The sequence below is a fragment of the Streptomyces sp. NPDC002619 genome (assembly GCF_042889305.1).
In the GTDB taxonomy this organism is placed as follows: Bacteria; Actinomycetota; Actinomycetes; order Streptomycetales; family Streptomycetaceae; genus Streptomyces.
Genome location: NZ_JBIAQV010000017.1, coordinates 116358 through 138136, shown reverse-complemented (window position 1 = coordinate 138136; position 21779 = coordinate 116358). Strand labels below are relative to the sequence as shown.

At 70.2% G+C, this 21779-nt stretch carries 21 protein-coding genes and 2 tRNA genes; 8 read left to right on the top strand and 15 right to left on the bottom strand.

The window, feature by feature from the left end; translation table 11 throughout:
- Positions 1–65: 65 nt before the first annotated feature.
- Positions 66–653, top strand: a complete 588-nt coding sequence (locus ACFYXB_RS25485; RefSeq protein WP_389586293.1) for an isochorismatase family protein — start codon at positions 66–68, stop codon at positions 651–653.
- Between the two features lie 19 nt (positions 654–672).
- On the opposite strand, the gene ACFYXB_RS25480 is transcribed toward ACFYXB_RS25485, so the two are convergent.
- Together ACFYXB_RS25480 and ACFYXB_RS25475 are read right to left on the bottom strand one after the other, a co-directional pair.
- A complete protein-coding gene (locus ACFYXB_RS25480) occupies positions 673–1014 on the bottom strand; it encodes a hypothetical protein (RefSeq protein WP_351354963.1) in 342 nt (113 codons plus the stop codon).
- A gap of 121 nt (positions 1015–1135) precedes the next feature.
- Entirely contained in the window at positions 1136–3472 is a 2337-nt protein-coding gene (locus ACFYXB_RS25475) for an immune inhibitor A domain-containing protein (protein WP_389586291.1), read from the bottom strand.
- Positions 3473–3906: 434 nt separating this feature from the next.
- On the opposite strand from ACFYXB_RS25475, the gene ACFYXB_RS25470 reads away from it, so the two are divergent.
- Entirely contained in the window at positions 3907–4188 is a 282-nt protein-coding gene (locus ACFYXB_RS25470; RefSeq protein ID WP_351354957.1) for a hypothetical protein, read from the top strand.
- Positions 4189–4266: 78 nt separating this feature from the next.
- On the opposite strand, the gene ACFYXB_RS25465 is transcribed toward ACFYXB_RS25470, so the two are convergent.
- Both ACFYXB_RS25465 and ACFYXB_RS25460 read right to left on the bottom strand, forming a co-directional pair.
- The gene (locus ACFYXB_RS25465) at positions 4267–4962 is read right to left on the bottom strand and encodes an RDD family protein (RefSeq protein WP_389586287.1); all 696 of its coding nucleotides are present in this window, start codon (positions 4960–4962) and stop codon (positions 4267–4269) included.
- Positions 4963–5084: 122 nt separating this feature from the next.
- Positions 5085–6674 carry an RDD family protein gene (locus tag ACFYXB_RS25460; RefSeq protein ID WP_389586284.1) on the bottom strand — a complete coding sequence of 530 codons (1590 nt, stop codon included), beginning with the start codon at positions 6672–6674 and terminating at the stop codon, positions 5085–5087.
- A gap of 245 nt (positions 6675–6919) precedes the next feature.
- On the opposite strand from ACFYXB_RS25460, the gene ACFYXB_RS25455 reads away from it, so the two are divergent.
- Positions 6920–7333 (top strand): SsgA family sporulation/cell division regulator, encoded by a 414-nt coding sequence (locus ACFYXB_RS25455; RefSeq protein ID WP_388507295.1) that lies wholly within the window; start codon positions 6920–6922, stop codon positions 7331–7333.
- Positions 7334–7358: 25 nt separating this feature from the next.
- Here ACFYXB_RS25455 and ACFYXB_RS25450 read toward each other — a convergent pair whose 3' ends face one another.
- Entirely contained in the window at positions 7359–8774 is a 1416-nt protein-coding gene (locus ACFYXB_RS25450; RefSeq protein WP_389586280.1) for an FAD-binding oxidoreductase, read from the bottom strand.
- A 93-nt stretch (positions 8775–8867) separates the two neighbouring features.
- On the opposite strand from ACFYXB_RS25450, the gene ACFYXB_RS25445 reads away from it, so the two are divergent.
- Complete coding sequence (locus tag ACFYXB_RS25445) at positions 8868–10319, top strand: tetratricopeptide repeat protein (protein WP_389586277.1); 1452 nt, start codon at positions 8868–8870, stop codon at positions 10317–10319.
- A 10-nt stretch (positions 10320–10329) separates the two neighbouring features.
- Here ACFYXB_RS25445 and nthA read toward each other — a convergent pair whose 3' ends face one another.
- The 4 genes from nthA to hppD are packed head-to-tail and all read right to left on the bottom strand — an operon-like array spanning position 10330 to position 12628.
- Positions 10330–10911, bottom strand: coding sequence for a nitrile hydratase subunit alpha (gene nthA / locus ACFYXB_RS25440; protein WP_389586274.1), 582 nt, complete (start codon positions 10909–10911; stop codon positions 10330–10332).
- Positions 10901–11188, bottom strand: a complete 288-nt coding sequence (locus tag ACFYXB_RS25435; RefSeq protein WP_189311778.1) for an SH3-like domain-containing protein — start codon at positions 11186–11188, stop codon at positions 10901–10903. Before ACFYXB_RS25435 ends, nthA begins: the two co-directional genes overlap by 11 nt.
- On the bottom strand, positions 11181–11462 hold the full coding sequence (locus tag ACFYXB_RS25430) for a hypothetical protein (protein ID WP_351354935.1): 282 nt from the start codon (positions 11460–11462) through the stop codon (positions 11181–11183). Before ACFYXB_RS25430 ends, ACFYXB_RS25435 begins: the two co-directional genes overlap by 8 nt.
- 20 nt (positions 11463–11482) lie before the next feature.
- Entirely contained in the window at positions 11483–12628 is a 1146-nt protein-coding gene (hppD, locus tag ACFYXB_RS25425; RefSeq protein WP_388507288.1) for a 4-hydroxyphenylpyruvate dioxygenase, read from the bottom strand.
- A 122-nt stretch (positions 12629–12750) separates the two neighbouring features.
- Between hppD and ACFYXB_RS25420 the strand changes: the two genes are divergently transcribed.
- Positions 12751–13224, top strand: a complete 474-nt coding sequence (locus ACFYXB_RS25420) for an Lrp/AsnC family transcriptional regulator (protein WP_351354929.1) — start codon at positions 12751–12753, stop codon at positions 13222–13224.
- Positions 13225–13432: 208 nt separating this feature from the next.
- On the opposite strand, the gene ACFYXB_RS25415 is transcribed toward ACFYXB_RS25420, so the two are convergent.
- From ACFYXB_RS25415 to ACFYXB_RS25390, 6 genes are all read right to left on the bottom strand, one after another.
- Complete coding sequence (locus tag ACFYXB_RS25415) at positions 13433–14224, bottom strand: S16 family serine protease (RefSeq protein WP_389586269.1); 792 nt, start codon at positions 14222–14224, stop codon at positions 13433–13435.
- A 320-nt stretch (positions 14225–14544) separates the two neighbouring features.
- Entirely contained in the window at positions 14545–15186 is a 642-nt protein-coding gene (locus ACFYXB_RS25410; protein ID WP_351354923.1) for a helix-turn-helix domain-containing protein, read from the bottom strand.
- 340 nt (positions 15187–15526) lie between these two features.
- Positions 15527–17320, bottom strand: a complete 1794-nt coding sequence (locus tag ACFYXB_RS25405) for a DEAD/DEAH box helicase (protein WP_351354920.1) — start codon at positions 17318–17320, stop codon at positions 15527–15529.
- 167 nt (positions 17321–17487) lie between these two features.
- On the bottom strand, positions 17488–17856 hold the full coding sequence (locus ACFYXB_RS25400; RefSeq protein ID WP_389586264.1) for a type II toxin-antitoxin system death-on-curing family toxin: 369 nt from the start codon (positions 17854–17856) through the stop codon (positions 17488–17490).
- Positions 17856–18053 (bottom strand): hypothetical protein, encoded by a 198-nt coding sequence (locus tag ACFYXB_RS25395; RefSeq protein WP_389586262.1) that lies wholly within the window; start codon positions 18051–18053, stop codon positions 17856–17858. Before ACFYXB_RS25395 ends, ACFYXB_RS25400 begins: the two co-directional genes overlap by 1 nt.
- 32 nt (positions 18054–18085) lie before the next feature.
- Positions 18086–19522 (bottom strand): MFS transporter, encoded by a 1437-nt coding sequence (locus tag ACFYXB_RS25390; RefSeq protein WP_389586259.1) that lies wholly within the window; start codon positions 19520–19522, stop codon positions 18086–18088.
- A gap of 207 nt (positions 19523–19729) precedes the next feature.
- On the opposite strand from ACFYXB_RS25390, the gene ACFYXB_RS25385 reads away from it, so the two are divergent.
- The 3 genes from ACFYXB_RS25385 to ACFYXB_RS25375 all read left to right on the top strand — a co-directional run bounded on the left by ACFYXB_RS25385 (position 19730) and on the right by ACFYXB_RS25375 (position 21518).
- Positions 19730–19827: transfer RNA gene (locus ACFYXB_RS25385), tRNA-OTHER, on the top strand.
- A gap of 21 nt (positions 19828–19848) precedes the next feature.
- A tRNA-Cys gene (locus ACFYXB_RS25380) sits at positions 19849–19920 on the top strand.
- 557 nt (positions 19921–20477) lie between these two features.
- Positions 20478–21518, top strand: a complete 1041-nt coding sequence (locus ACFYXB_RS25375) for a hypothetical protein (protein ID WP_389586258.1) — start codon at positions 20478–20480, stop codon at positions 21516–21518.
- The last annotated feature ends 261 nt before the right edge of the window (positions 21519–21779 follow it).

Genomic DNA, 21779 nt, shown 5'->3' with positions numbered 1-21779 from the left:
GCCCCCTCCCGCAGGGCCGCCGGAGTCTCTAGGCTCGTAACTTCACTCATAGAAGGACACCGACCATGCGCCGCGCCTTGATCGTCGTAGACGTGCAGAACGACTTCTGCGAAGGGGGCTCTCTCGCGGTGGCCGGGGGTGCCGATGTGGCCGCCGCCATCACCGAGCTGATCGGCCAGGCCCCGGCCGGGTACCGGCATGTGGTGGCGACCCGCGACCACCACATCGCGCCCGGTGGCCACTTCGCCGACAACCCCGACTTCGTCCGCTCCTGGCCCGCGCACTGTGTCGCGGGCACGGAGGGGGTGGGCTTCCACCCGAACTTCGCCCCCGCCGTCGCCTCCGGCGCGATCGACGCCGTCTTCGACAAGGGGGCGTACGCCGCCGCGTACAGCGGGTTCGAGGGGGCCGACGAGAACGGGGTGAAGCTCGGCGACTGGCTGCGGGCCCGGGAGATCGACGAGGTCGACGTGGTCGGCATCGCGACGGACCACTGCGTGCGGGCGACCGCGCTGGACGCCGCGAAGGAGGGCTTCCGCACGCGCGTCCTGCTGGACCTGACGGCGGGGGTGGCCCAGGACAGCACCGACCGCGCCCTGGAGGAGCTGCGCGAGGCGGGCGTCGAGCTGTCCGGGAAGCCCGTCGTCCAGTAGGCGACCCAGGGCCTGAGGCCTAGACCCGGGCCGCCGGGGGTCTCAGCAGCGCCCTGATCGGGTGCCACAGCTCCGTCATGAGCTCCGGGGTCGCGACACCGTTGTCAGGGGCCGTTCGCCATATCAGGCCGTCGGGGTGGTGCAGGACCGCCGTGATCTCGTCCGGGGTCGGTGGGGCCGCGTTGCCGCGGAGGTAGACCGCCCGCAGGCCCAGGTTGCGCAGCCGCGTCAGGGCGCGCGCCCGGTTGTGGGCGTGGACCAGGACGCGCACGCCCTGGCAGCCGACGGCGGTGGGGCTGGGCAGGTTCAGTGCCACCACCACGGTGCCGTTCGGCAGCTTGCAGAAACCTCCTGCGGCCATGCAGTCACATCCCCATTCCGGTCGGTGTCAATAAGCGAGCCACAGGACGCACCTAAACACGATCGGCGGCGACCCGCCAGGGGGTCACCGCCGATACGCTTCTGACCTGCGGAGATACGGTCTACTTCACCGCGGGGCCGACCTGGAGCGAGATCGTCGAGCCGGCGGTGGCCTCATTGACGATCTTGATCTTGGTGTTGGTGTCAGTGACATTGACACCACCTGTCGGGTTCGACGAGTCGTAGTAGGTGTTCGTGTGGTCGTTGAAGACCGAGACACCCTTCGTCGACCTGATCTTCAGCGGCACGTCCGCCTTGTGCAGCGTGATGCCGTCCGTGCCGTACAGGCTGAACGGCGAGTCGTACGCCTGGATGCGGTTGCGCAGCAGCGTGCCGTCGGTCCACTTCAGGGCCGTCGGGTGCGAGTCGACCGGCAGGATCAGACCGGTGCCGGGGTGGACGGTGGTGTTGTTGTCCGCCTGCGAGGTGTCCCACTTCCAGATCAACAGACCGTTCTGGTACGGGTAGTGCTCCACCCAGTTGGGACGGCTCGCGAAGCCGAAGTTGTACGGGCCGACCTTCAGGGTCTTGTCGTACGACACGTACTGACGGTTCTCGGCGAGGTAGTACTGCGCGTAGTCCTTGGTGAAGGACGCACCGGCCCGCGAGAAGCCGGTCGCGGTCCAAGCGGCGTCCGCCGACTCGGCGTTGTCGGAGAACACCGGCGAGCCGTCCGCGGTCACCGCGATCTCGTCGGCCGCGAAGCCCTTCAGCGCCACGCCGCCGTCCGTCTGGTAGCGGAAACGGACGTCGACCTTCTGGCCCGCGTAGGCGTCCAGCGAGTACGACAGCTTCTTGTAGGCGTCGACCGTGCCGGTCAGGGCGGGCTTGCCGCTGCCGTCACGGGGGATCGGCTGACCGTCGACCGTGCCGTCGAGCACGGACCAGTTGGTGCCGCCGTCCGTCGACACCTCGGTGTAGAGGTAGTCGTAGTCGGCCTCGATGTCGTACCAGCCGTCCAGGGTCAGCGTGGCCGAGGACTTGCCGGTCAGGTCGACCGAACGCGACAGCGTGTTGCGCAGGTCGTTGCCGCTGCCGCTCCACCACTGGGTCGAGCCCTGGGCCGGGGTGACGATCTCGGTGGTGACCGCCTTGTCGGGCAGCGCGACCACCAGGGCCTGCTTGTCGGTGGTGTTGTACTCCGACAGGCCCAGCTTGTGCTTCGAGTACGCGCCAGCCTTCGCCACGTCGTAGTCGAGCCAGCCCAGCTGCAGCTTGTCCCACGTGTTGAAGTCGCCCGGCAGGTCACCGATGGCGTCCTTGCCGCGGCCGAGCCAGGAGCCCGACGACATCAGCGTCCAGAAGCCGGTGGAGTTGTCGCCGCCGTTGGTGTCGTACTCGTCCGGCAGACCGAGGTCGTGGCCGTACTCGTGGGCGTAGACGCCGAGTCCGCCGTTCTCCGGCTGGATGGTGTAGTCGCCGACCCAGATGCCGGAGTCGCCGATCTGTGTGCCGCCCAGCCTGTTGCCGTCGGGGCCGGTGGCGCCGGCGTCGGTGCCGAAGGCGTACCAGCGGTGGGCCCAGATGGCGTCCTCGCCCTGGGCGCCGCCGCCCGCGGACTCGTCCTCACCGGCGTGCACGATCTGGAAGTGGTCGATGTAGCCGTCGGGCTCGTTGAAGTCGCCGTCGCCGTCGTGGTCGTAGCGGTCCCACTGGTCGAACTCGGCGAGTTCCGCCTTGATCTGGGCCGCGGTCTCGCCGGCCGCCTCGCGCTCGGCGACCCAGGCGTTGACGCCGTCCTGGACCGCGTACCAGGCCCCCGTGGAGGCCTTGTTGGAACCGTAACGGGCCTCGTTGTAGGGGACCTTGACCCAGTCGGTCACTTCACCGTCGACCGAGTAGCGGCCCGAGGACTGCTTCTCGTAGTACTTCTTGAGCGACTCGGTGGTGCTTCCCGTACCGAAGTAGAGGTCCTGGAAGTGCTTCTGGTCGTAGTCCGCCTGCCAGGCCGTGCTGTTGTCGGTGGCACGGTCCGGCTCGGCTATCTGGTTGTGCAGCGGACCGGCCGTGCCGCCGTAGCGGCTGTCGACCTGGTCGCCGAACTCGACCAGGATCGTGAAGATCTTGTCGGTCTTCTCGCGGCCGAGCTCGACGTACTTGCTGTCGCCGTTGCTGCTCTCGAGCTGGACGACCTTCGAACCGTCGCGGTCCTTGACCTTGGCCTGGCCGGATATGACCTGGTTGAGGGCCTCCTGCCGCTGGGCCTCCTGGGTCTTGCTCAGGGGGCCGTCGAGGTCGTGCTCCTTCTGCTTCACCGGCTGCGGGTCGTGCCGGGTCACACCGGCGGACTGCGCCGTCGTGCTCGCCTCCGCCATGGCGAAGGTCGAGAACGTGGCCGAGGTCGCCGCTAGGGCCACACCGATGGCGGCCGCTCTGAACGTCCAGGTTCTGCTGGTCACTTGAGTTCCTCCCCCGCGTCGCGCACACGGAAGGAAGGGTCCTGGCCATAGCGGGTCCGTGCACGCCTGATGAACGCGTGTAGTCAAGTGACGTCATTTGACTAGAGGTTTACGAGAAAAGACAGATCTTGACTTGAGCAGGTCAACTGCACTATGCGGAGAAGGGGGTTCGTTTGCCGAACACATGCGGTCACTTGACGGACACCTCGCGTGTCGCTCAACGGGCGCGTGAGTCCGCCCACTTGGTGGACCCCATGACTCCGTGCGCCCCCCGTGCACCGGTACCGTGGGTTAGGTCACGCTTACCGGCCGTCCGGCTCGGGCATGCACGCGAAGAGAGTCGAATGGCGGAACGCCCGGAAGTCGGCGGAAAGCCAGGCCGGTTACCCGTCTCACCCCCAATATGCCCCGAATCCTCCGAGGACACGATTGCCATGCCTCGTCCGACTGCCGCACAGCTCGCCTACGGTTCGTGCACCGTGATCTTCTCCACGCTCGCCATGCTGCTGCTGTCACAGACGAGTTCGGGTCTGGGAATCGCGGTCATCGCCCTCGCGGCGCTCGCCCTGGGGCTGCTGGTCGCGATGACGGTTCCCCTGCCCAAGCCACATACGGTCGCTGCGGCGGCCCCGGCGCCGGTCGCCGGGCATGTGCCGGCCCCGCGCCGGCCGGTCGCCGCCACGGTCGAGCCGGTGCGGGAGCCCACGGCACCCTGACATGAAGACACATGAAGTCGGCGGGTCCGTGAGACTGACGGACCCGCCGACTGCTGTTGCCCCCGCGTTCGGGCGGTCTCAACTGGTGCTGACCACCACCGTCTTGGCCGCCTTGTCGTGCAGGCCCTGTTTGTACGGCTTGTCGAAGAAGCTCCAACCGCCGCAGATCGCCGTCCAGATGCAGGCGCAGCAGAAGGCGAACGGGATCCACAGCACGAGGGCGCGGATCAGCGAGGTCTGCACGGAGGGCGTGGCGCCGTTGTCGAGGTTGGCCACGCGCATGCCGAGCCACTTCTTGCCGAGGGTCTGGCCCGTCCTGGAGATCAGGAAGGTGTCGTAGGCGATGTAGAGCACGGCCGCGATGAACGACTGCGCCAGGGACTTGCCGACCTGCATCTTTTCGCCGTTCACCTGGTACTCGCTGACGCCGAAGCCCCAGGTGACCAGCCAGACGACGATGCCGACGAGGATGAGGTCGATGATGCGCGCGAGGGTGCGCTTGCCGCTGTCCGCGAGCGGGGGCATGCCGGCGAGCGGATCGGCGGGGTAGCCGCCACTGTCGTAGGGGCCGCCGCCTCCGTAGGGGGGAGGTTGCTGGCCGCCGCCGTACGGGGGCGGTTGTTCGCCGCCTCCGGAGGGTGGGCGCTGGTCGCCCTGGCCGCCGTACGGTGCGTCGTACGGCGAGCCCGACCCCTGGCCTGACGGGGGCTGCTTCCTGAACGGGTCGTCTTCCGGCGGCTGCTCTCCTGAGCCGGGGGGCGGTTCGGTGCTCATGGCCCGAGTGCACCGCGAACGCCCCGGCTCCGCATCCAGCATGCGGCCGTACGGAGTACGCAATCAGATGGACCGTACGCCGTACCGGGGAGTCCGGCGCACGGCGTACGGCCACTGGTCCGCTACTGCTCCGCGACGAAGGTGTGCGCCGCCTTGTCGTGCCAGCACTGGTGCCAGGGGCGGTCGAACAGGCACCAGGCGACGCCGACGACGCCGATGCCGAGCAGGCCCGGGACCGTGTACACCAGCCAGCGGCGCAGGGACAGGCCGAAGGCCGGAGGCTCGTGGCCTTCGATGTCCCGCACCTGGAGACCGCACAGTTTCTTGCCCAGGGTGCGGCCCCACTTGGCGGTGGGCAGCACCTCGTAGAGCAGGCCGGTGAGGAGCAGGACGGCGAGGACGATGCCGAGGTAGGCGCCGGTGGTGCCGTCGAGCAACCAGACGGTGACGGTACGGCCGGACAGCTTGGCCGCGTCGATCTTCTCCTGGACGTGGTCGGCGGCCTTCGTGACGAGCGGCACGGCGACGGCGCCCGTGACGGCGCCGACGAGCACGGAGTCGATCAGCCGGGCGGCCAGCCGCTTGCCGAGGCCCGCGGGACGAGCCTCCGCCTGGCGCCGGGCGGCCGCCTGGAACACGTCCTCCACCGGGGGTTTCCAGGGCGCCACGGGCTGCTCACCGCCACCCGCTCCGGCCAACTGGTGCACCTGCTGAGCCCAGGACGACTGTCCGCCACCCGGCCCGCTGGTCACGGGGGTGGCCTGCTGCGGCACGGAGGGCGCCTGCGGCGCGGCGGCACCCTGGGCCGGGGAGGCCGCCTGGGACGCGGGGGCTGCCTGGTGCGGGAAGGAGGCGTGAGCGGCGGGCACCTGAGCCGCAGAGGACGGCTGCGGTGCGCCGGCCTGGGCCGCAGGGGGCGCCTGTGCACCGGCCGCGCCCGGCCCCTCGGCCTGTGCGGCGGCCCGCTCAGCGGCCGCCTTCCCGGCCCCGAACCCGGGCCGCGCGCCGGCCTGTCCCCCGGCCCCCACGGGCCCCTGAACCCCGAATCCCGCCCCGGAAATACCACTCGGCGCACCGGAGCCCGACACGTCCGATCCGCCGGCCGCCATACCTGCGCCCGCAGCGCCCTGTCCGCCGAACCTGGCCGCAGGGCCGCCCTGCTCGGCCGCAGGCGTGCTCCCCGACGCCCCCGGCGGCACCGCGCGGAACGTCATCGTCCCCTCGTCCGTCGGGGCCGTAGAACCCGCTGCGGGGCGGCGGAAGACGAACGTGCCGCCGGAAGCCACGTCCGCCGGGTCCGCCGGCGGGATCGTCGCTGAGCCGTCGGTGTGCGGGGAGCGGCCGTCCGGCTGGGACGGGAGGTCGGCCGGGATGCGCGGATCGGCGCCCCAGGACACGCGCCGGTCCTGCTCGCCGCCGAAACCGGACTGCTGCGCCCGGTCCGCGCCCCATGCCGACGCCGGTTCCGACCCGGAGGGTGCCGGTTGCGGGTCCTCGTCGAAGAAGTGCGGGCCGGTCTCCTCGACGGCGGGGGCCGCAGGGGGCGCGCCGGGTGGCTGGGTGAGCGGTTCGGCGTCGTGCGGCGCCGGCCGGCTGGTGCCCGGCACCCAGGCGGCACCGTTCCAGTACCGGACGTAGCCGGGGATGGACGGGTCCGGGTAGTAGCCCTCGCGGGGCATGTCGTCACCGGGGGCCGGGGTTGGGGCGCTCATGTCCGTCGTCCCGTATCTGCTCGGGGGTCGTATGGGGGCCACCCACATCTACCAGACGCGGGCGCCCGCCACCGCCAGTCCCGCACTACGTACCCCTTTCCGGGCAACGCCGCGCACGCGTTCCACGGTTCCGGGAAAGAATTCTCGGAACCCGCGTAATGGTCGCAGCCCCGCCCCCTCTCACCGTGTACGGGCCCACCCACCCGCAGGACCCGCACACCTGCCCGAGAGAGGAACCGCACGACATGCACTACACCGTGGTGGAGCGAGAGCTGGAGCTGAGGCTCATCCTGTCGCCGGAACGCAGCGTCCCCGTTCCGGCCCGGCTCAGCTACCGTGCCGACGACCCGTACGCCCTCCATATCACCTTCCACATCAACTCCGAGCACCCCGTGCACTGGACGTTCGCCCGCGAGCTCCTGGTGGAGGGGGTGTTCCGGCCGTGCGGGCACGGTGACGTGCGGGTGTGGCCGACGAAGTCGATGGGCCGCAGCGTCGTGCTGATGGCCCTGAGTTCACCCGGCGGTGACGCCCTCCTCGAGGCGCCGTCCGCCCAGGTGTCCGCCTGGCTGGAGCGGACGCTGAGGGTGGTACCCCCGGGGTCTGAGGGCGCGCAGTTGGGCATCGACGACGCGCTCGACCAGCTGCTCGCCCAGTGACCCGGACCGGGTTACGGACGCGAGGTCAGAACAGCTTGCCCGGGTTGAGGATGCCGAGCGGGTCGAAGGCCTGCTTGACCGCCCGCTGCATCTCCAGCCCGACCGGGCCGATCTCCCGGGCAAGCCACTCCTTCTTCAGCACGCCCACCCCGTGCTCGCCGGTGATGGTGCCGCCGAGTTCCAGACCGAGCGCCATGATCTCGTCGAAGGACTCGCGGGCTCGCCGGGACTCGTCGTGGTCCTGGGCGTCGAAGCAGACGGTGGGGTGCGTGTTGCCGTCCCCGGCGTGGGCGCACACGCCGATGGTCAGGCCGTACTTCTCGGCGATCCGCTCGACGCCCTCGATCATCTCGCCGAGCTTGGAGCGGGGCACGCACACGTCGTCGATCATCGTGGTGCCCTTGACCGCCTCCAGCGCGGTCAACGACAGCCTCCGTGCCTGCAGCAGGAGTTCCGACTCGGCGGCGGTGTCGGCGGGGACTATCTCAGTCGCGCCCGCGGCCTCGCACAGGGCGCCGACGGCGGCCAGGTCGGGGACCGGGTTGGGCGTGTCGAAGGCGGCCAGGAGGAGAGCCTCCGTGGTCTCCGGGAGGTCCATGTGGGCGAGGTCGTTGACCGCCTTGACCGTCGTACGGTCCATGAGTTCGAGGAGGGACGGCACGTGCCCGCCCTCCATGATCCGGCACACGGCGTCACACGCGGCCGCCGCGGAGGCGAACTCGGCGGCCAGCACCAGCTGCTGGGGCGGCTTGGGCCTGAGCCCGAGGACAGCCCGTACGACGATGCCGAGCGAGCCCTCGGAGCCGACGAACAGACGGGTGAGGTCGTACCCCGCCACGCCCTTGGCCGTACGGCGTCCCGTGGACATGAGGCGGCCGTCGGCGAGCACGACCTCCAGGCCGAGCACGTACTCGGCCGTCACGCCGTACTTCACGCAGCACAGACCGCCGGAGGCGGTGCCGATGTTGCCGCCGATGGTGCACATCTCCCAGCTGGAGGGGTCGGGAGGGTAGTAGAGACCGTGTTCCTCGACCGCGCGGGACAGGGCGGCGTTGATGACGCCGGGCTCGACGACCGCGATCCGGTCGACCGGGTTGATCTCCAGGATGCGGTCCATCTTGGTGAGGGACAGCACGATGCAGCCCTCGGAGGCGTTGGCGCCCCCGGACAGGCCGGTACGCGCGCCCTGCGGGACGACCGGGACGTGCAGTTCGGTGGCGGTGCGCATGACGTGCTGGACCTGTTCGACCGTGCGCGGGAGGACGACCACGGCCGGGGTGCCGGCCGGGCAGAAGCTCGCCATGTCGTTGGCGTACGAGGTCGTGACGTCGGGGTCGGTGAGGATCGCCTCGGCCGGCAGGCCCATGAGGAGCCGGTCGGACAAAGTGCCCTGGGCTGAGGTGCTCGGATCGGGTCCGGCTTCGGTACGGCTCATGATCACAGCGTCGCACCAGGGGCCATCGGTGTGAACCCCATCGGAGGCACGCCTTCCGGTGCCGGAATATGGTTGTCGTATCGACGCACAGTGAGCGCCATGGAGAAGCAACAGTCCGGGCCGGGTACGTCCCTGGTGGCCGCACGGCCGCGCCGCCTGCTGCGGCGCGTCCTGATCGCGGGGGTCGCGGGCGGGCTCGCTGGCGCCGCCGCGTTCGTCGGGGTGCTGGTGCTGCTGCCGCCGGAGTGGCGGCAGCCTGCCGCCACTCCGGCGCCGGGTCCGCAGGCGCAGGCCCTGACGACGGTCACCGCCGGGATGCCGGCCGCGCTGCCGGGCCTGACGGCGCTGATCGGGGACCGGGAGCGGTATCTGCGGGCGCATCCCCAGGACGCGCCGGCCTGGGCGGTGCTCGGGACCGCCTATGTGGAGCGGGGGCGGCGGACGGCGGACGCCGCGAACTATCCGAAGGCTCAGCGCGCGCTGGAGTCCTCGTTGCGGGTGCGGGGCGCGCAGAACGCCAAGGCGCTGGAGGGGCTGGCCGCGCTGGCGAACGCGCGCCGGAACTACGGCGAGGCCAAGCGCCGGGGCGAGCAGGTGCTGAAGCTGGCGCCGAAGCAGTGGTCGGCGTACCCACTCCTGATCGACGCGTACACCGGGCTCGGCGACTACAAGGCGGCCGGCAGCACGCTGGAGAAGCTGATGGGGCTGCACACCGGCTCGGCGGCACACCCTGCCGTGATGGCGCGGGCCGCCGCCGTCTACCGCGACCGAGGCTGGCGCGAGGACGCGTCGGCGCAGCTGGCGGACGCCGCGGCGGCTGCCTCGACGCCCGCGGAGCAGGCCGCCTATCTGGAGCGGACGGGGCAGCTGTCCTGGGAGCGCGGGGACCGTGAGGACGCGCTGCGGCACTTCAAGGCGGCCGCCCGCCTCGACCCCGACCAGCGGGCCGCGCTGGCCGGACAGGGCCGGGCGCTGGCGGCGCTGGGCCGTACGACGAAGGCGCTGAACGCCTACCAGCAGGCGCTGTCGGGGCAGCCGAGCGCCCAGTACGCGCTGGAGCTGGGCGAGTTGTACGAGTCGCTCGGGATGACCCAGCAGGCACGTGCCCAGTACGACCTGCTGCGGCAGCAGGTCGGCCGGGACGCGGCGGGTGGGGTCGACGACGATCTGGTCGTCGGGCAGTTCGAGGCGGACCACGGGAACCCGCAGGACGCGCTGGACCGGCTGCGGGCGGAGTGGGGCCGGCAGCCCGGGATCGAGGTGGCCGACGCCCTGGGCTGGGCCCTGTTCAAGACCGGGGAGCCGGACGAGGCGCTGCGCTATGCCGAGAAGGCGACGGACAAGACGAAGGGCGGCGGGGTGCGCAGCGCGCTGTACGTGTTCCACCGAGGCATGATCGAGCGGGTGTTGGGGAAGGACGCGCTGGCCCGGCGCCATCTGAAGGAGGCGCTGCAGATCAACCCGTACTTCTCGCCGTTGCGCGTGAAGGAGGCGCGGGCGGCACTGGCCGGCCTGGGCGAGGTACCGGACGAGGCGGCGCCGGCGTCGTGAGCACGGGGGTCTACACGGCCGCGGTGCCGATCAGGGCGTACCGGGTGACCAGGTCCGCCAGTTCGTCCACGGTCAGGTGCTCGGTACCGTCCGGGCGGCGCGGCAGCACCATGTAGCGGGTCTCCGCGCTGGAGTCCCAGACGGTGATGTCCGTGTCGTCGGGCAGGTCGAGGCCGAACTTGGCGAGGACGACGCGGGGTTCGCGGACCACGCGGGAGCGGTAGGCCTCGGACTTGTACCAGCTGGGGGACGGTCCGAGGAGGCGGAGCGGGTAGCAGGAGCAGAGGGTGCACACGATCACGTTGTGGGTGGTCTCGGTGTTCTCGACCACGCGCAGCCGCTGGTACGTCCCCTCCATGAAGCCCAACTCCCCGACGGCGGCGGTGCCGTCGGCCAGCAGCCGCGCCTTGTAGGCGGGGTCGGTCCAGGCGCGGGCGACGACCCGGGCGCCGCTGGCCGGGGAGGCGCCGGAGAGGAACGCGTCGATCGTCTCGTCCAGTTCACCGCCCGTGAGCAGCCCCTTCTCCTCCAGCAGGGTCTCCAGACGCCGTACCCGACGGGCGACGGTCGCGTCGGAGTGATCACCGCTCATCGTCGGGCACCTCCGCCAAATAGCTTTCCCACAGGTCCAGTACGACGTGATGGTCGCCCTCGCCCCACAGATCCCGAGCCTCGAAACGGACGGCGTAGATCTGCTCGACGGGCGCATCCCCGCGGCCCTGGGCGCTGACGTCGGCCAGTTCGGCCGGGCCCTCGGGCTCGACGACGACGCCCCGCTTGCCGCGCGCGTACCGGGGCAAGCGGGTGTGATGGGGCGGGTCGTGGGGGAAGGTGCGCACCGCCGTACCGGGCCGGAACCGGTCAGTCATCCAGCTCACCCGGCTCGAGCACGCCCTTGCGCTCCAGCAGCGCGCAGATCGCCGTGAACCAGCGCTCGTAGTACGACGTCGACAGGTACTCGACCGGCGGCATCGACTCGATGGCGTCGCGGAACTCGTTGGTGTTGAAGATCCCTTGTGCGCGCAGCGCGTTGTAGAGCCCGACGACCCGGGCCTCCCAGTCGGCGTGGAAGGGTTCGGCGTCGTCGGTGGTGTCGATGGCGCCGAACCCCTCGGTGCCGCCCACGTCGTTGATCCTCGCCATGGACGGCACCCTACGTCGGATCAGAGATTGCCGCGACGCTCCTGCTCGCGCTCGATCGCCTCGAAGAGGGCCTTGAAGTTGCCCTTGCCGAAGCCCATGGAGCCGTGCCGCTCGATGATCTCGAAGAACACGGTCGGACGGTCCTGGACCGGCTTGGTGAAGATCTGTAGCAGATAGCCGTCCTCGTCGCGGTCGGCGAGGATCTTCAGCTCGCGCAGGGTGTCGACGGGCACGCGGGTGTCGCCGACCCACTCACCGAGGGTGTCGTAGTACGAGCCGGGGGTGTTCAGGAACTCGACACCGGCCGCGCGCATGGTCCGTACCGTCTGCACGATGTCGTTGGTGTTGAGCGCAATGTGCTGGACGCCGGCGCCGCCGTAGAACTCCAGGTACTCGTCGATCTGGGACTTCTTCTTGGCGACGGCGGGCTCGTTGATCGGGAACTTGACCTTGAGCGTGCCGTCGGCGACGACCTTCGACATCAGGGCGCTGTACTCGGTCGCGATGTCGTCGCCCACGAACTCCTTCATGTTCGTGAAGCCCATGACCTTGTTGTAGAAGCCGACCCATTCGTTCATCCGGCCGAGTTCCACGTTGCCGACACAGTGGTCGACGGCCTGGAAGGTGCGCTGGGCGGGGGGCTCGACGATCGGCTTCGCGGCGGCGTAACCGGGCAGATAGGGGCCGTCGTAGCCGGAGCGGTCGACGAGGGTGTGACGGGTCTCGCCGTAGGTGGCGATGGCGGCGAGGACGACGGTGCCGTGCTCGTCCTTCAGCTCGTACGGCTCGGCGACCGAGCGGGCGCCGTGCTCGACGGCATAGGCGTACGCGGCGCGCGCGTCCGGGACCTCGATGGCCAGGTCGATGACGCCATCGCCGTGCTCGGCCACGTGCTGGGCGAGGAACCGGCCCCAGTCGGTGGCGGGCTTGATGACCGAGGTGAACACGAAGCGGGCGGAGCCGTTCTCCAGGACGTAGCTCGCGGTCTCGCGGCTGCCGTTCTCCGGTCCGGAGTACGCGACCAGCTGCATGCCGAAGGCGGTGGAGTAGTAGTGCGCGGCCTGCTTGGCGTTGCCCACGGCGAAGACGACCGCGTCCATTCCCTTGACCGGGAAGGGGTCGGCCTGCCGTGCGGTGTCGGGGGTGTGGTGTGTGGTCTGCGTCATGCCGGAAGCGTGGCTCTGCTCTGCAAGGTGCGCAATAGTTTTCGTCATCGCTGGGCAATGTGTTCAGCAGTACGGCCGTATCGGCGGCCTTTCTGTACAGGATGACCAACCCGGGAGCGAGCGTGGCGATCGATCAGCTGGACGGCCGCATCATCGTGCTGCTGGCGCGCGAGCCGCGGCTCGGGGTGCTGGAGATGTCGCGGCGGCTGGGGGTGGCCCGGGGCACGGTGCAGGCGCGGCTCGACCGGCTTCAGTCGAACGGGGTGATCCGCGGATTCGGGCCGCAGGTGGATCCGGCGGCCCTCGGCTACCCCGTCACGGCGTTCGCCACGCTGCAGATCCGGCAGGGCCAAGGGCCGGACGTCCGGGCCCACTTGGCGACGGTGCCGGAGATGCTGGAGCTGCACACCACCACCGGTACCGGGGACATGCTGTGCCGCCTGGTGGCCCGCTCGAACGCCGATCTCCAGCGGGTGATCGACCGGGTCGTCGGTTTCGAGGGCATCGTCCGGGCCTCCACGGCGATCGTCATGGAGAACCCCGTTCCGCTGCGGATCATCCCGTTGGTGGAGCAGGCGGCACTGCAGGAGGAGTGAGCCGAGGGGGCGCGGCGCGCGCTGTCGCGGAGGGTCCTGGGCGCACGGTTCGGCGAGTCCAGCGGCGCGACCAGCCGTCACGTGCGCCGGCTCGGCACCCGGGAGAACTTGTGGGACGGAAGCCCGCGGTCGAACTGCGCGCCCGCCTCGGCTGGACCCTCGTGGACCTGGGCCTGCGCCTGGCCACGTCCCCCAGGCCGGCCGTCGCCTAGCAGCTCGGTACCGAGCCCTTCCCCTTCTCCAGCGCCACCAGGGAGTCCACCGCACCCTTCAGTGTGGTGACCGGGACCAGCCGCAGCCCCTTCGGCAGTTCAGACTTCGCGTCACCGCACTCGGCCCTGGGCACCAGGAAGACGGTCGCCCCGTCCCGCCGCGCGGCCTGTGTCTTCAGGGCCACGCCGCCGACCGCGCCTACCGTCCCGTCGGTGTCGATCGTCCCCGTACCGGCGATGTTGCGACCGCCGGTGAGATCGCCGCCGCTGCCGTCGCCGTCCAGTTTGTCGATGATCCCGAGGGAGAACAGCAGCCCCGCGCTGGGACCGCCGACGTCGGCGAGCTTCAGCCTGACGTTCACGTCCTTGTCGCTGAGGCCCAGGTACTTCAGCGCGGCCCGGGTGGCGGCGTCCTGGGACTGCTGCATCTGCTCGGTGTTGTGCTGCTCGATCTCCTTGACGTTGCCGCCGGTCGGGTAGACCGCGTCGCGCGGCATCACCGCACGGTCCGTACGGAACCAGTTGTCGATCACGTCGCCGAGCGAGACCTGGGCGTCCGGCCCGGTCGCCTCGATGGTCGTCATCCGCAACTGCCCGTTCGTCACGCGGGTCGGCGCGCCGGACACCGTGATCACGGGCGTACCCCGGTTCTCGCCGAGCACGTTGGCCGTCATCCCGGGCTGCGCCACCGAAAACGGCAGCGGCGCGAACACCGCGGTAGCGATCAGCGCGACAACGGGCAGAGCACAGACGGCAAGGGCCTGGAGACGCGTGAGACGAGAGAGCACGGAATCAATCTAACGTGACCGCATTTCCCAGCCGCCGTCCCCACCGCCGCTACGGGCAGTCGCGGTAGCTGCGGGCGGTCGTGCCGCTGGGGTGGCTGCCCACCCAGCAGCGGCAGCCGCCGTAGCGGGCAGTCGTGCCTCCCCCAGGCGGCACGGGTGGGCGATGGGGGTCCCTCCGCTCGAGCGAAGCCGAGAGTGGGGGAGGCACCCCGCAAGCGCGGGCAAGCGAAACCCACCCCCGCCCAGCACCAGCACCGGGCACCCAGCAACGAAGGCGCACCGATCCCCCGCAACAAACCCGCACCGCACACCCCGCCCAGCTACCGCAACGCCTCCGCCACCTCCCGCGCCGCCTCAACCACCCGCGCCCCCACCCGCTCCGGAACCGCATCCACCAACATCACAACCCCCACACTGCCCTCCACCCCCGTCACCCCCACCAACGGCGCCGCGGCCCCACTCGCCCCCGCCTCCAACTCCCCATGCGTCAGCGTGTACCCGGGATCGGCCAGCGGCGACTGCCGCGCGGAGAGGATCGCCCGCCCCGCAGCCCCACGATCGAGCGGATGCCGAAACCCCGCCCGGTAAGCCACGTGATAGTCCGTCCACGACGGCTCCACCACCGCCACAGCAAGCGCCTCCGTACCGTCCACCAGCGTGAGATGAGCCGTCGCCCCGATGTCCTCGGCCAGCGACCGCAGCGCGGGCAGCGCCGCTTCCCGTACCAGCGGATGCACCTGCCGGCCGAGCCGCAGCACCCCCAGCCCGACCCGGGCACGCCCGCCCAGATCACGCCGTACGAGCGCGTGCTGTTCCAGGGTCGCCAGCAACCGGTACACAACCGTCCGGTTCACGCCCAGCTTGTTGGAAAGCTCGGTGACGGTCAGCCCGTGGTCCGTGTCGGCCAGCAGCTTGAGGACGCGCAGTCCCCGGTCGAGCGTCTGAGAGGTCTCCGCGGTCACGACGCCCACTCCTCCAAGTGGTGAGGTCGGCGGGCCCCCGTACGGCGAATGCGTCACCGAGTCCCGTCAGCGACGCGCGACAGAGGCCGCCGATCGGTGACGGCCCGAGTTCTCCCGGACCCAGTCGCTTCACGGCTGCGCTCCGCGGCTGCGCTGCCACGGGGCGTGTGCGTAGCGGGACAGTAGCGAAGCGGGTTCGCTGAGCGGAAGTCTCCGTCCAGAATCCGGTCAATGGCCGAGCTGGACTGGCATCATTCGTCCGGATACGTGAGGGGGTCAGTTTCCAGCAGACCGAGACGGGTGGGCATGTGGGAAAACAATCCCCGAACCCAGCGGAGCGTCACCGCATCCGGGTGGCCCACTCCTGAACCTTGGCGATGCGCTGCCGCAACTGCCCCGCCGTCGCCTCCGCGCTCGGCGGTCCGCCGCACACGCGGCGCAGCTCGGTGTGGATCACGCCGTGCGGCTTGCCGCTCTGGTGGACATAGGCGCTGACCATCGTGTTGAGCTGCTTGCGCAGCTCCATCATCTCCTTGTGGCTGACCACCGGCCGCCGCTCGGCGGGCAGTTCGAGCAGATCGGCCTCGGTGTCCGGCTTCTTGCGGCTGTGCGCGATCTGCCGGGCCTGCCGCTTCTGGAGGAGCAGTTGCACCTGGTCGGGTTCGAGGAGCCCCGGGATGCCGAGGTAGTCCTGCTCCTCCTCACTCCCCGGGTGCGCCTGCATGCCGAACTCGGCGCCGTCGTACAGGACCCGGTCGAAGACGGCGTCGGACTCCAGCGCCTCGAAGGGAAGCATGTCCTGCTCGCCGGTGTCCTCGTCCTGCTCCTTGTTCGCCTCCTCCATCTCCTTCTCGGACTCGGCGTACGGGTCCTCCTCGCCCTCCTTCTTCGGCTTGTCGAGGGCGTGGTCGCGCTCCACCTCCATCTCGTTCGCGAAGGTGAGCAGGTCCGGGATGGTCGGCAGGAAGACGGAGGCTGTCTCGCCACGCCGCCGGGACCGTACGAAACGGCCGACGGCCTGCGCGAAGAAGAGGGGCGTGGAGATGGTCGTGGCGTACACCCCGACCGCGAGCCGGGGCACGTCGACGCCCTCGGACACCATGCGGACGGCCACCATCCAGCGGTCGTTGCTCTCGCTGAAGTCGTCGATGCGCTTCGAGGCACCGGTGTCGTCGGACAGGACGAGGGTGGCCTTGCTGCCGGTGATCTCCCGGATCAGCTTGGCGTAGGCGCGGGCCGAGTCCTGGTCGGAGGCGATGACGAGCGCGCCGGCGTCCGGGATGCCCTTCCTGACCTCGGTCAGCCGCTGGTCGGCGGCGCGCAGCACGCTCGGCATCCAGTCGCCGCGCGGGTCCAGGGCCGTACGCCAGGCCTGGCTGACGGCGTCCTTGGTCATCGGCTCGCCGAGCCGGGCGGCGATCTCGTCACCGGCCTTGGTGCGCCAGCGCATGTTGCCGCTGTAGGAGAGGAAGATGACGGGGCGCACGACGCCGTCGGACAGCGCGGACCCGTACCCGTACGTGTAGTCGGCGGCGGACCGCCGGATGCCGGCGTTGTCCTCCTCGTACGCCACGAAGGGGATGGGGTTGGTGTCGGAGCGGAAGGGTGTACCGGTGAGCGCGAGCCGTCGCGTCGCCGGCTCGAAGGCCTCGAGGCAGGCCTCGCCCCAGGACTTGGAGTCACCGGCGTGGTGGATCTCGTCGAGGATGACGAGGGTCTTGCGCTGCTCGACGCGGTTGCGGTGCAGCATGGGACGGACGCCGACACCGGCGTAGGTAACGGCAACGCCGTCGTACTCCCTGCCGAGCGGCCCGGCGCTGTACTCGGGATCCAGCTTGATCCCTATCCGCGCGGCCGCCTCGGCCCACTGCTTCTTCAGATGCTCGGTCGGCGCGACCACGGTCACCTGCTGCACGACGTGGTGGTGCAGCAGCCAGGAGGCGAGCGTCAACGCGAAGGTCGTCTTGCCGGCGCCGGGCGTGGCGACGGCGAGGAAGTCACGCGGCTGCTCCTGGATGTACTTCTCCATGGCCCCCTGCTGCCAGGCACGCAGCTTGCCGGCGGTGCCCCAGGGCGCACGGCCGGGGAAGGCGGGGGAAAGGTGGTGGGAGGAGGAAGCGGCGGTGGTAGTCACGGTCTCCGTTGATGGGGGGTAGGGCGGCTCGGCTGTCGTCGGCTATCGGCTACGGCTATCGGCTACGTATGACAACCGGGCCACCCTACCGGCGGCCGACCGCTGTCCACGCGCGAACTAGGCCGGGCCGCCCTTGGGTGGGACTCACGTCACAGGGAACAGCCGGATCAACGAGCGAAGCGCGGCAACTGTGCCGCGATCTTGGGTACGTCCAGGGCACCCTGGCAGACGTCCAGCACGAACTGTTCGACTTCGTCGACGTCGAAGTCGGAGTCCAGCGGATGTCCGTTCATGTGCAGAAAAACCCAGGTCCCGTACCAGGCGAGGCGCTTGTTCCCGTCGACGAGGGCGTTATTGCGAGCCAGGGACTCCATCAGTGCTGCGGCCTTCTGCCAGACATCCGGGTAGGCGTCCTGGCCGAACACGCTCGACTGAGGGCGGGCCAGCGCCGAGTCCAGCAGCCCGTAGTCGCGCACCTCGTCCGCCCCGAGCCGCTGGGCGAGATTCAGCAACTCGGGAAGCGTGAGGTAGTGCATCAGGCCAGCCTCCGGTTGAGCTCGGCGCTGGCCTTCAGCACGTGTTCAGCCGCCTCGTTGAACAGACGTGAGTGTTCGTTTATCGCGGCGATCACGGCATCGTGGGCGAAGGCCTGCATGCTGCGCCCCTCCGCCGCCGCACGGTCACGCAGCGCATCGATCTCTTCGTCGGTAAACCGCAGGTTCAGTCCAGCCACGCCTTGACGGTACTACGTGGTACCGCATGGTGTCACCGTGAGCTCATCCGTACCCGCGTCGTCACCCAAGCCCCCACCAACGCCACCCCCGCCATCGGCAGGAACACCGCGGCGAACGCGACGGGATGGGCGCCGGAGCCGACGGTGGCCGCCGTACTGCCACCCCCCAGCGTCGCGAACGCCGCGCCCGTCGCCGCGAGGAGGACGACGTTGGAGAGCGCGTCGGAGATCTGGAGGGCGGCGGAGTTGGCGCCGGCCTCGTGCGGGGCCGAGAGCTGGAGCAGCAGGACACTGCTGGACGAGATCACCAGCCCCATCCCGAAGCAGCCGAAGCCCCAGGCGACCGCGACGATCCACACCGGCACGGCGTGCACCAGCACACTGGGCGCGGTGGCGATGGCGGCCGAGACCAGCACCATCCCCACGGTCATCAGCCGCTCCCGGTACGGCTCGACGCGCGCCCGCGCTTGCACCCACGAGCCCAGCGCCCACGTGACGCCGCCCGCCGCCAGCGAGAACCCGGCGAGCGTCGGCGACAGCCCCCGCTGCGTGACCAGCATCAGCGGCACGAACGACTCCGCCGCGATGAAGGACCCCGCGGCCACCCCGCGCAGCAGCACGACCGAGGGCAGCCCGCGCGCGGCCCGGTACGTCCCGCGCGGCAGCAGTCCGAGGACGGCGGGCACGAGCAGCGCGGCGCCGGCCACGCCGGGGACAAGGGAGACCCAGCGCAGATCCTGCGCGGCGTACTGGAGCAGTCCGGCGCCCACGGAGACCGCGAGGGCGAGCCGAATACGGCGCCGGTCGAAGGAGGCGGCCGGTGTGCCTTCCCCCACGGCACCGGCCGCCCGCCGCCGAATCTGCGGCAGAGCGAGGGCGAGCGGGAACACGACGAGCACCGGGATCCCGATGAACACCCACCGCCAGCCGAGGTGCTCGGTCACCGCACCGGCGGCGAGCGGCCCGACGATGGACGGTACGACCCACCCGGCCGCGAACGCCGCCATGATCGCGGGCCGCAGCCGCTCCGGATAGGCCCGCCCCACGACGACGTACAGCGCGACGATCACCAGCCCGCCGCCGAACCCCTGCACGGCGCGCCCCAGGATGAACACCCACATCGCACCCGCGGCCCCGGCCACCACAAGCCCCGCCGCGAACGCCGCGATCCCCGTGGTCAACGGCCCGAGTGGGCCGCGCCGGTCCGACCACTGCCCCGAGAGCACCATCCCGAACAGGCTGGTGGTGAAGTACCCGGAGAAGGCGAAGGCGTACAAGGACACCCCGTCCAGCTCCCGGGCGGCGACAGGCATCGCCGTCCCCACGGCGGTCGCCTCGAAGGCGATCAACAGCACGACGGAAACGATCCCGACACTGAGCGCCCGATAGGCCCTCCCGAGTACACCGTCATCAACGCTGCCGACGGTTTCCTCGGCGACTCCGGTGTCGCGCGGCTCAAGGGCGGTCATGTCCGCCAGAGTAAGCCCCACAAACCACTTTGACCCCTGTCGCAAGTCCCGTCCCCCCTGCGACCTTGGTCGTACACCCCCCTTTCATGAACGCGATATGGCAGTCCCATTGCACACCACCCGCCGGCCTTGAGCCCGTCCCCCACGGCGCCATACGGTCATTGCACCAAGTCCGGCAGCGGAGCCCGCAGGGCCCCAAAGCCCGACGGCCGTGTGCCCGAGTGGCTCAGGGACTCGTCTGCGCTGCATCCATCAGCGAGCTCCGCTCGCGGGGAGTTACGCGGGTTCGATTCCCGCCACGGCCGTGGAGGTACGGAGTTGGTCACGGCCGTGTGCCCGAGTGGCTCAGGGACTCGTCTGCAAAGCGAGTTACGCGGGTTCGATTCCCGCCACGGCCTCTACTACCTGACCAGGCAAAAGAAGAGGACGACACCACTAGTGGGTGCCGCCCTCTCGCCCGTCCGTCTCAGTTTGCGTCTCGTTCATCACCGTACGCTGCCGTCCGGAGCCGTTCGCCCCGCCCCTGCAGGCCCAGCGTCCGTACGGGTCTGAACGCTAGCGAACTCGTCCGGATCATGCCCTGACCAGCACAAACAAACCTGCAAAGCGACGGCTTGCGCATCCTGACCTCGTGGGCTGCCAGCCGTCAGCTCTCGCCCGTCACCGCCAGCTGAACGGCACACGCCCGCGACGTGCGGCCAGGGCCCCACGCGGGCCGGCTCCGAGCCTGCTGCTTTCGCGGACAAGCCGCCGCGTCTGGGCTCCGGAACGGCCTGACTGTTCGTCAAATATTGGGAGTGCAGGGAGATTTTGTGTCGATTGCGGCACCTCCGGGCTCCAGGGCTGCGCCTTGACGCCAGGCCATGGCCAACACCCTTTATGCTCTGGTGCGTTCGCCTGGTCGTTGCGTTATCAACTACCGGTACCGGCGTACCGCCTGAGGAGTCAGCGCACCATGAACCGCCCCAAGATGTCGATCACGCACATGCGGACAGCCGTGGCCGTGCTGAGCCTCGCGCTCTTTGCGCAGACGGCGGTCTGGCTCGTGTACGACATAGCGGACCGCGGCATACCCGGCGCCTGGGCCATGTGGACCGGCGGATTCGCCCCCGGGCTGTCGGCGACCAGCCGACTGGATCTCGGCATCGCGGCGCTGCAGCTCGCGGCAGGGTGGGCCACACTGCGGCAGGCGAGGGGGGCGGGCGGCCTGCTGGTGACCGCGTGTGCAACGACCCTGGCGTTCCGCGCCCCCGTGCTCTGGTACGTGCTGCTCGACTCCCCCTCCGACCCGTGGTTCGGCACCCTGAAGGGGCCGTCGCTCACCGTGGTCGGCCTCACCTGCGTCCTCGCGATCGTGCTCGCGCTCGCCCTGGGCGCCCTGCTGCTCCTCGTACGGCACATGGAGGACGAGGCCGTCGAGGCCGCCGTGTCGGAGGAACTGCGCGGCGGCGCGATCCGACCGGTCAAGGTGACGGCCACGGCCTCGGGCGCGCTGCTCGCAGTGCTCAACGTCTTCTACATCGGCCGGAACGCGGTAACCGCCTACCAGGTCGGCCCCCGCGTCCTCACCGACCTGATCGTCGGCAAGGGCACCGGGCGGGCGGTGCTCGGGGTGTCGTCGCCCTTCCAGTGGGTGTGCCTGACCGTTCTGTGCGGCCTCGGCATGTTCCTCGCCGTCAAGCGCCGCCCCGTCGCGACGGGCGTTTCCGTGGGCCTGGCGCTCTTCATGATGCCGTCCTCCTTCGCCCAGCTGTGGGGCTCCATCGTGGACGACACCGTGCAGCAGTCCGCCCTAGGCAGCGCGCAGAACCTGCTGGAGGTGGTCGGTTCGGCGGCCGTCGTCGCCCTAATCTACGGCGATGTCCGGCGCGACCACCGTGCGGCGGACGACGGCGAAGTCGGCGCGGCTCGCGTGCCCGCGGCCGCGTCCGCGACGCCGGTCGAGCGCGCCGTTCCCGCTGGGCACGGCGCCGACGCGGAGCCCGTCGAGGCGTAGCCACCCGGCCGACCCGACGCTTGGGGGAACTGTAAAAGACCAGCCGGTGGAGCTTCGAGAGCCCTCGAACGTCTCCACGCTGTTCCTGAGGGCTGAGAGCCGCCCTCGCCCCAGCCGCTCCGTCTCAATTTCCGTCTCATTCATCTCCGTACGTGGCCGTCGAGCCTCGTTCACCCAGCCCCAGTGATTACAGCATCCGCACTGGATTGAATGCCCTCGAACGCGGACGGATCAGCCTCTGACCAGCACTGACAAACCTGC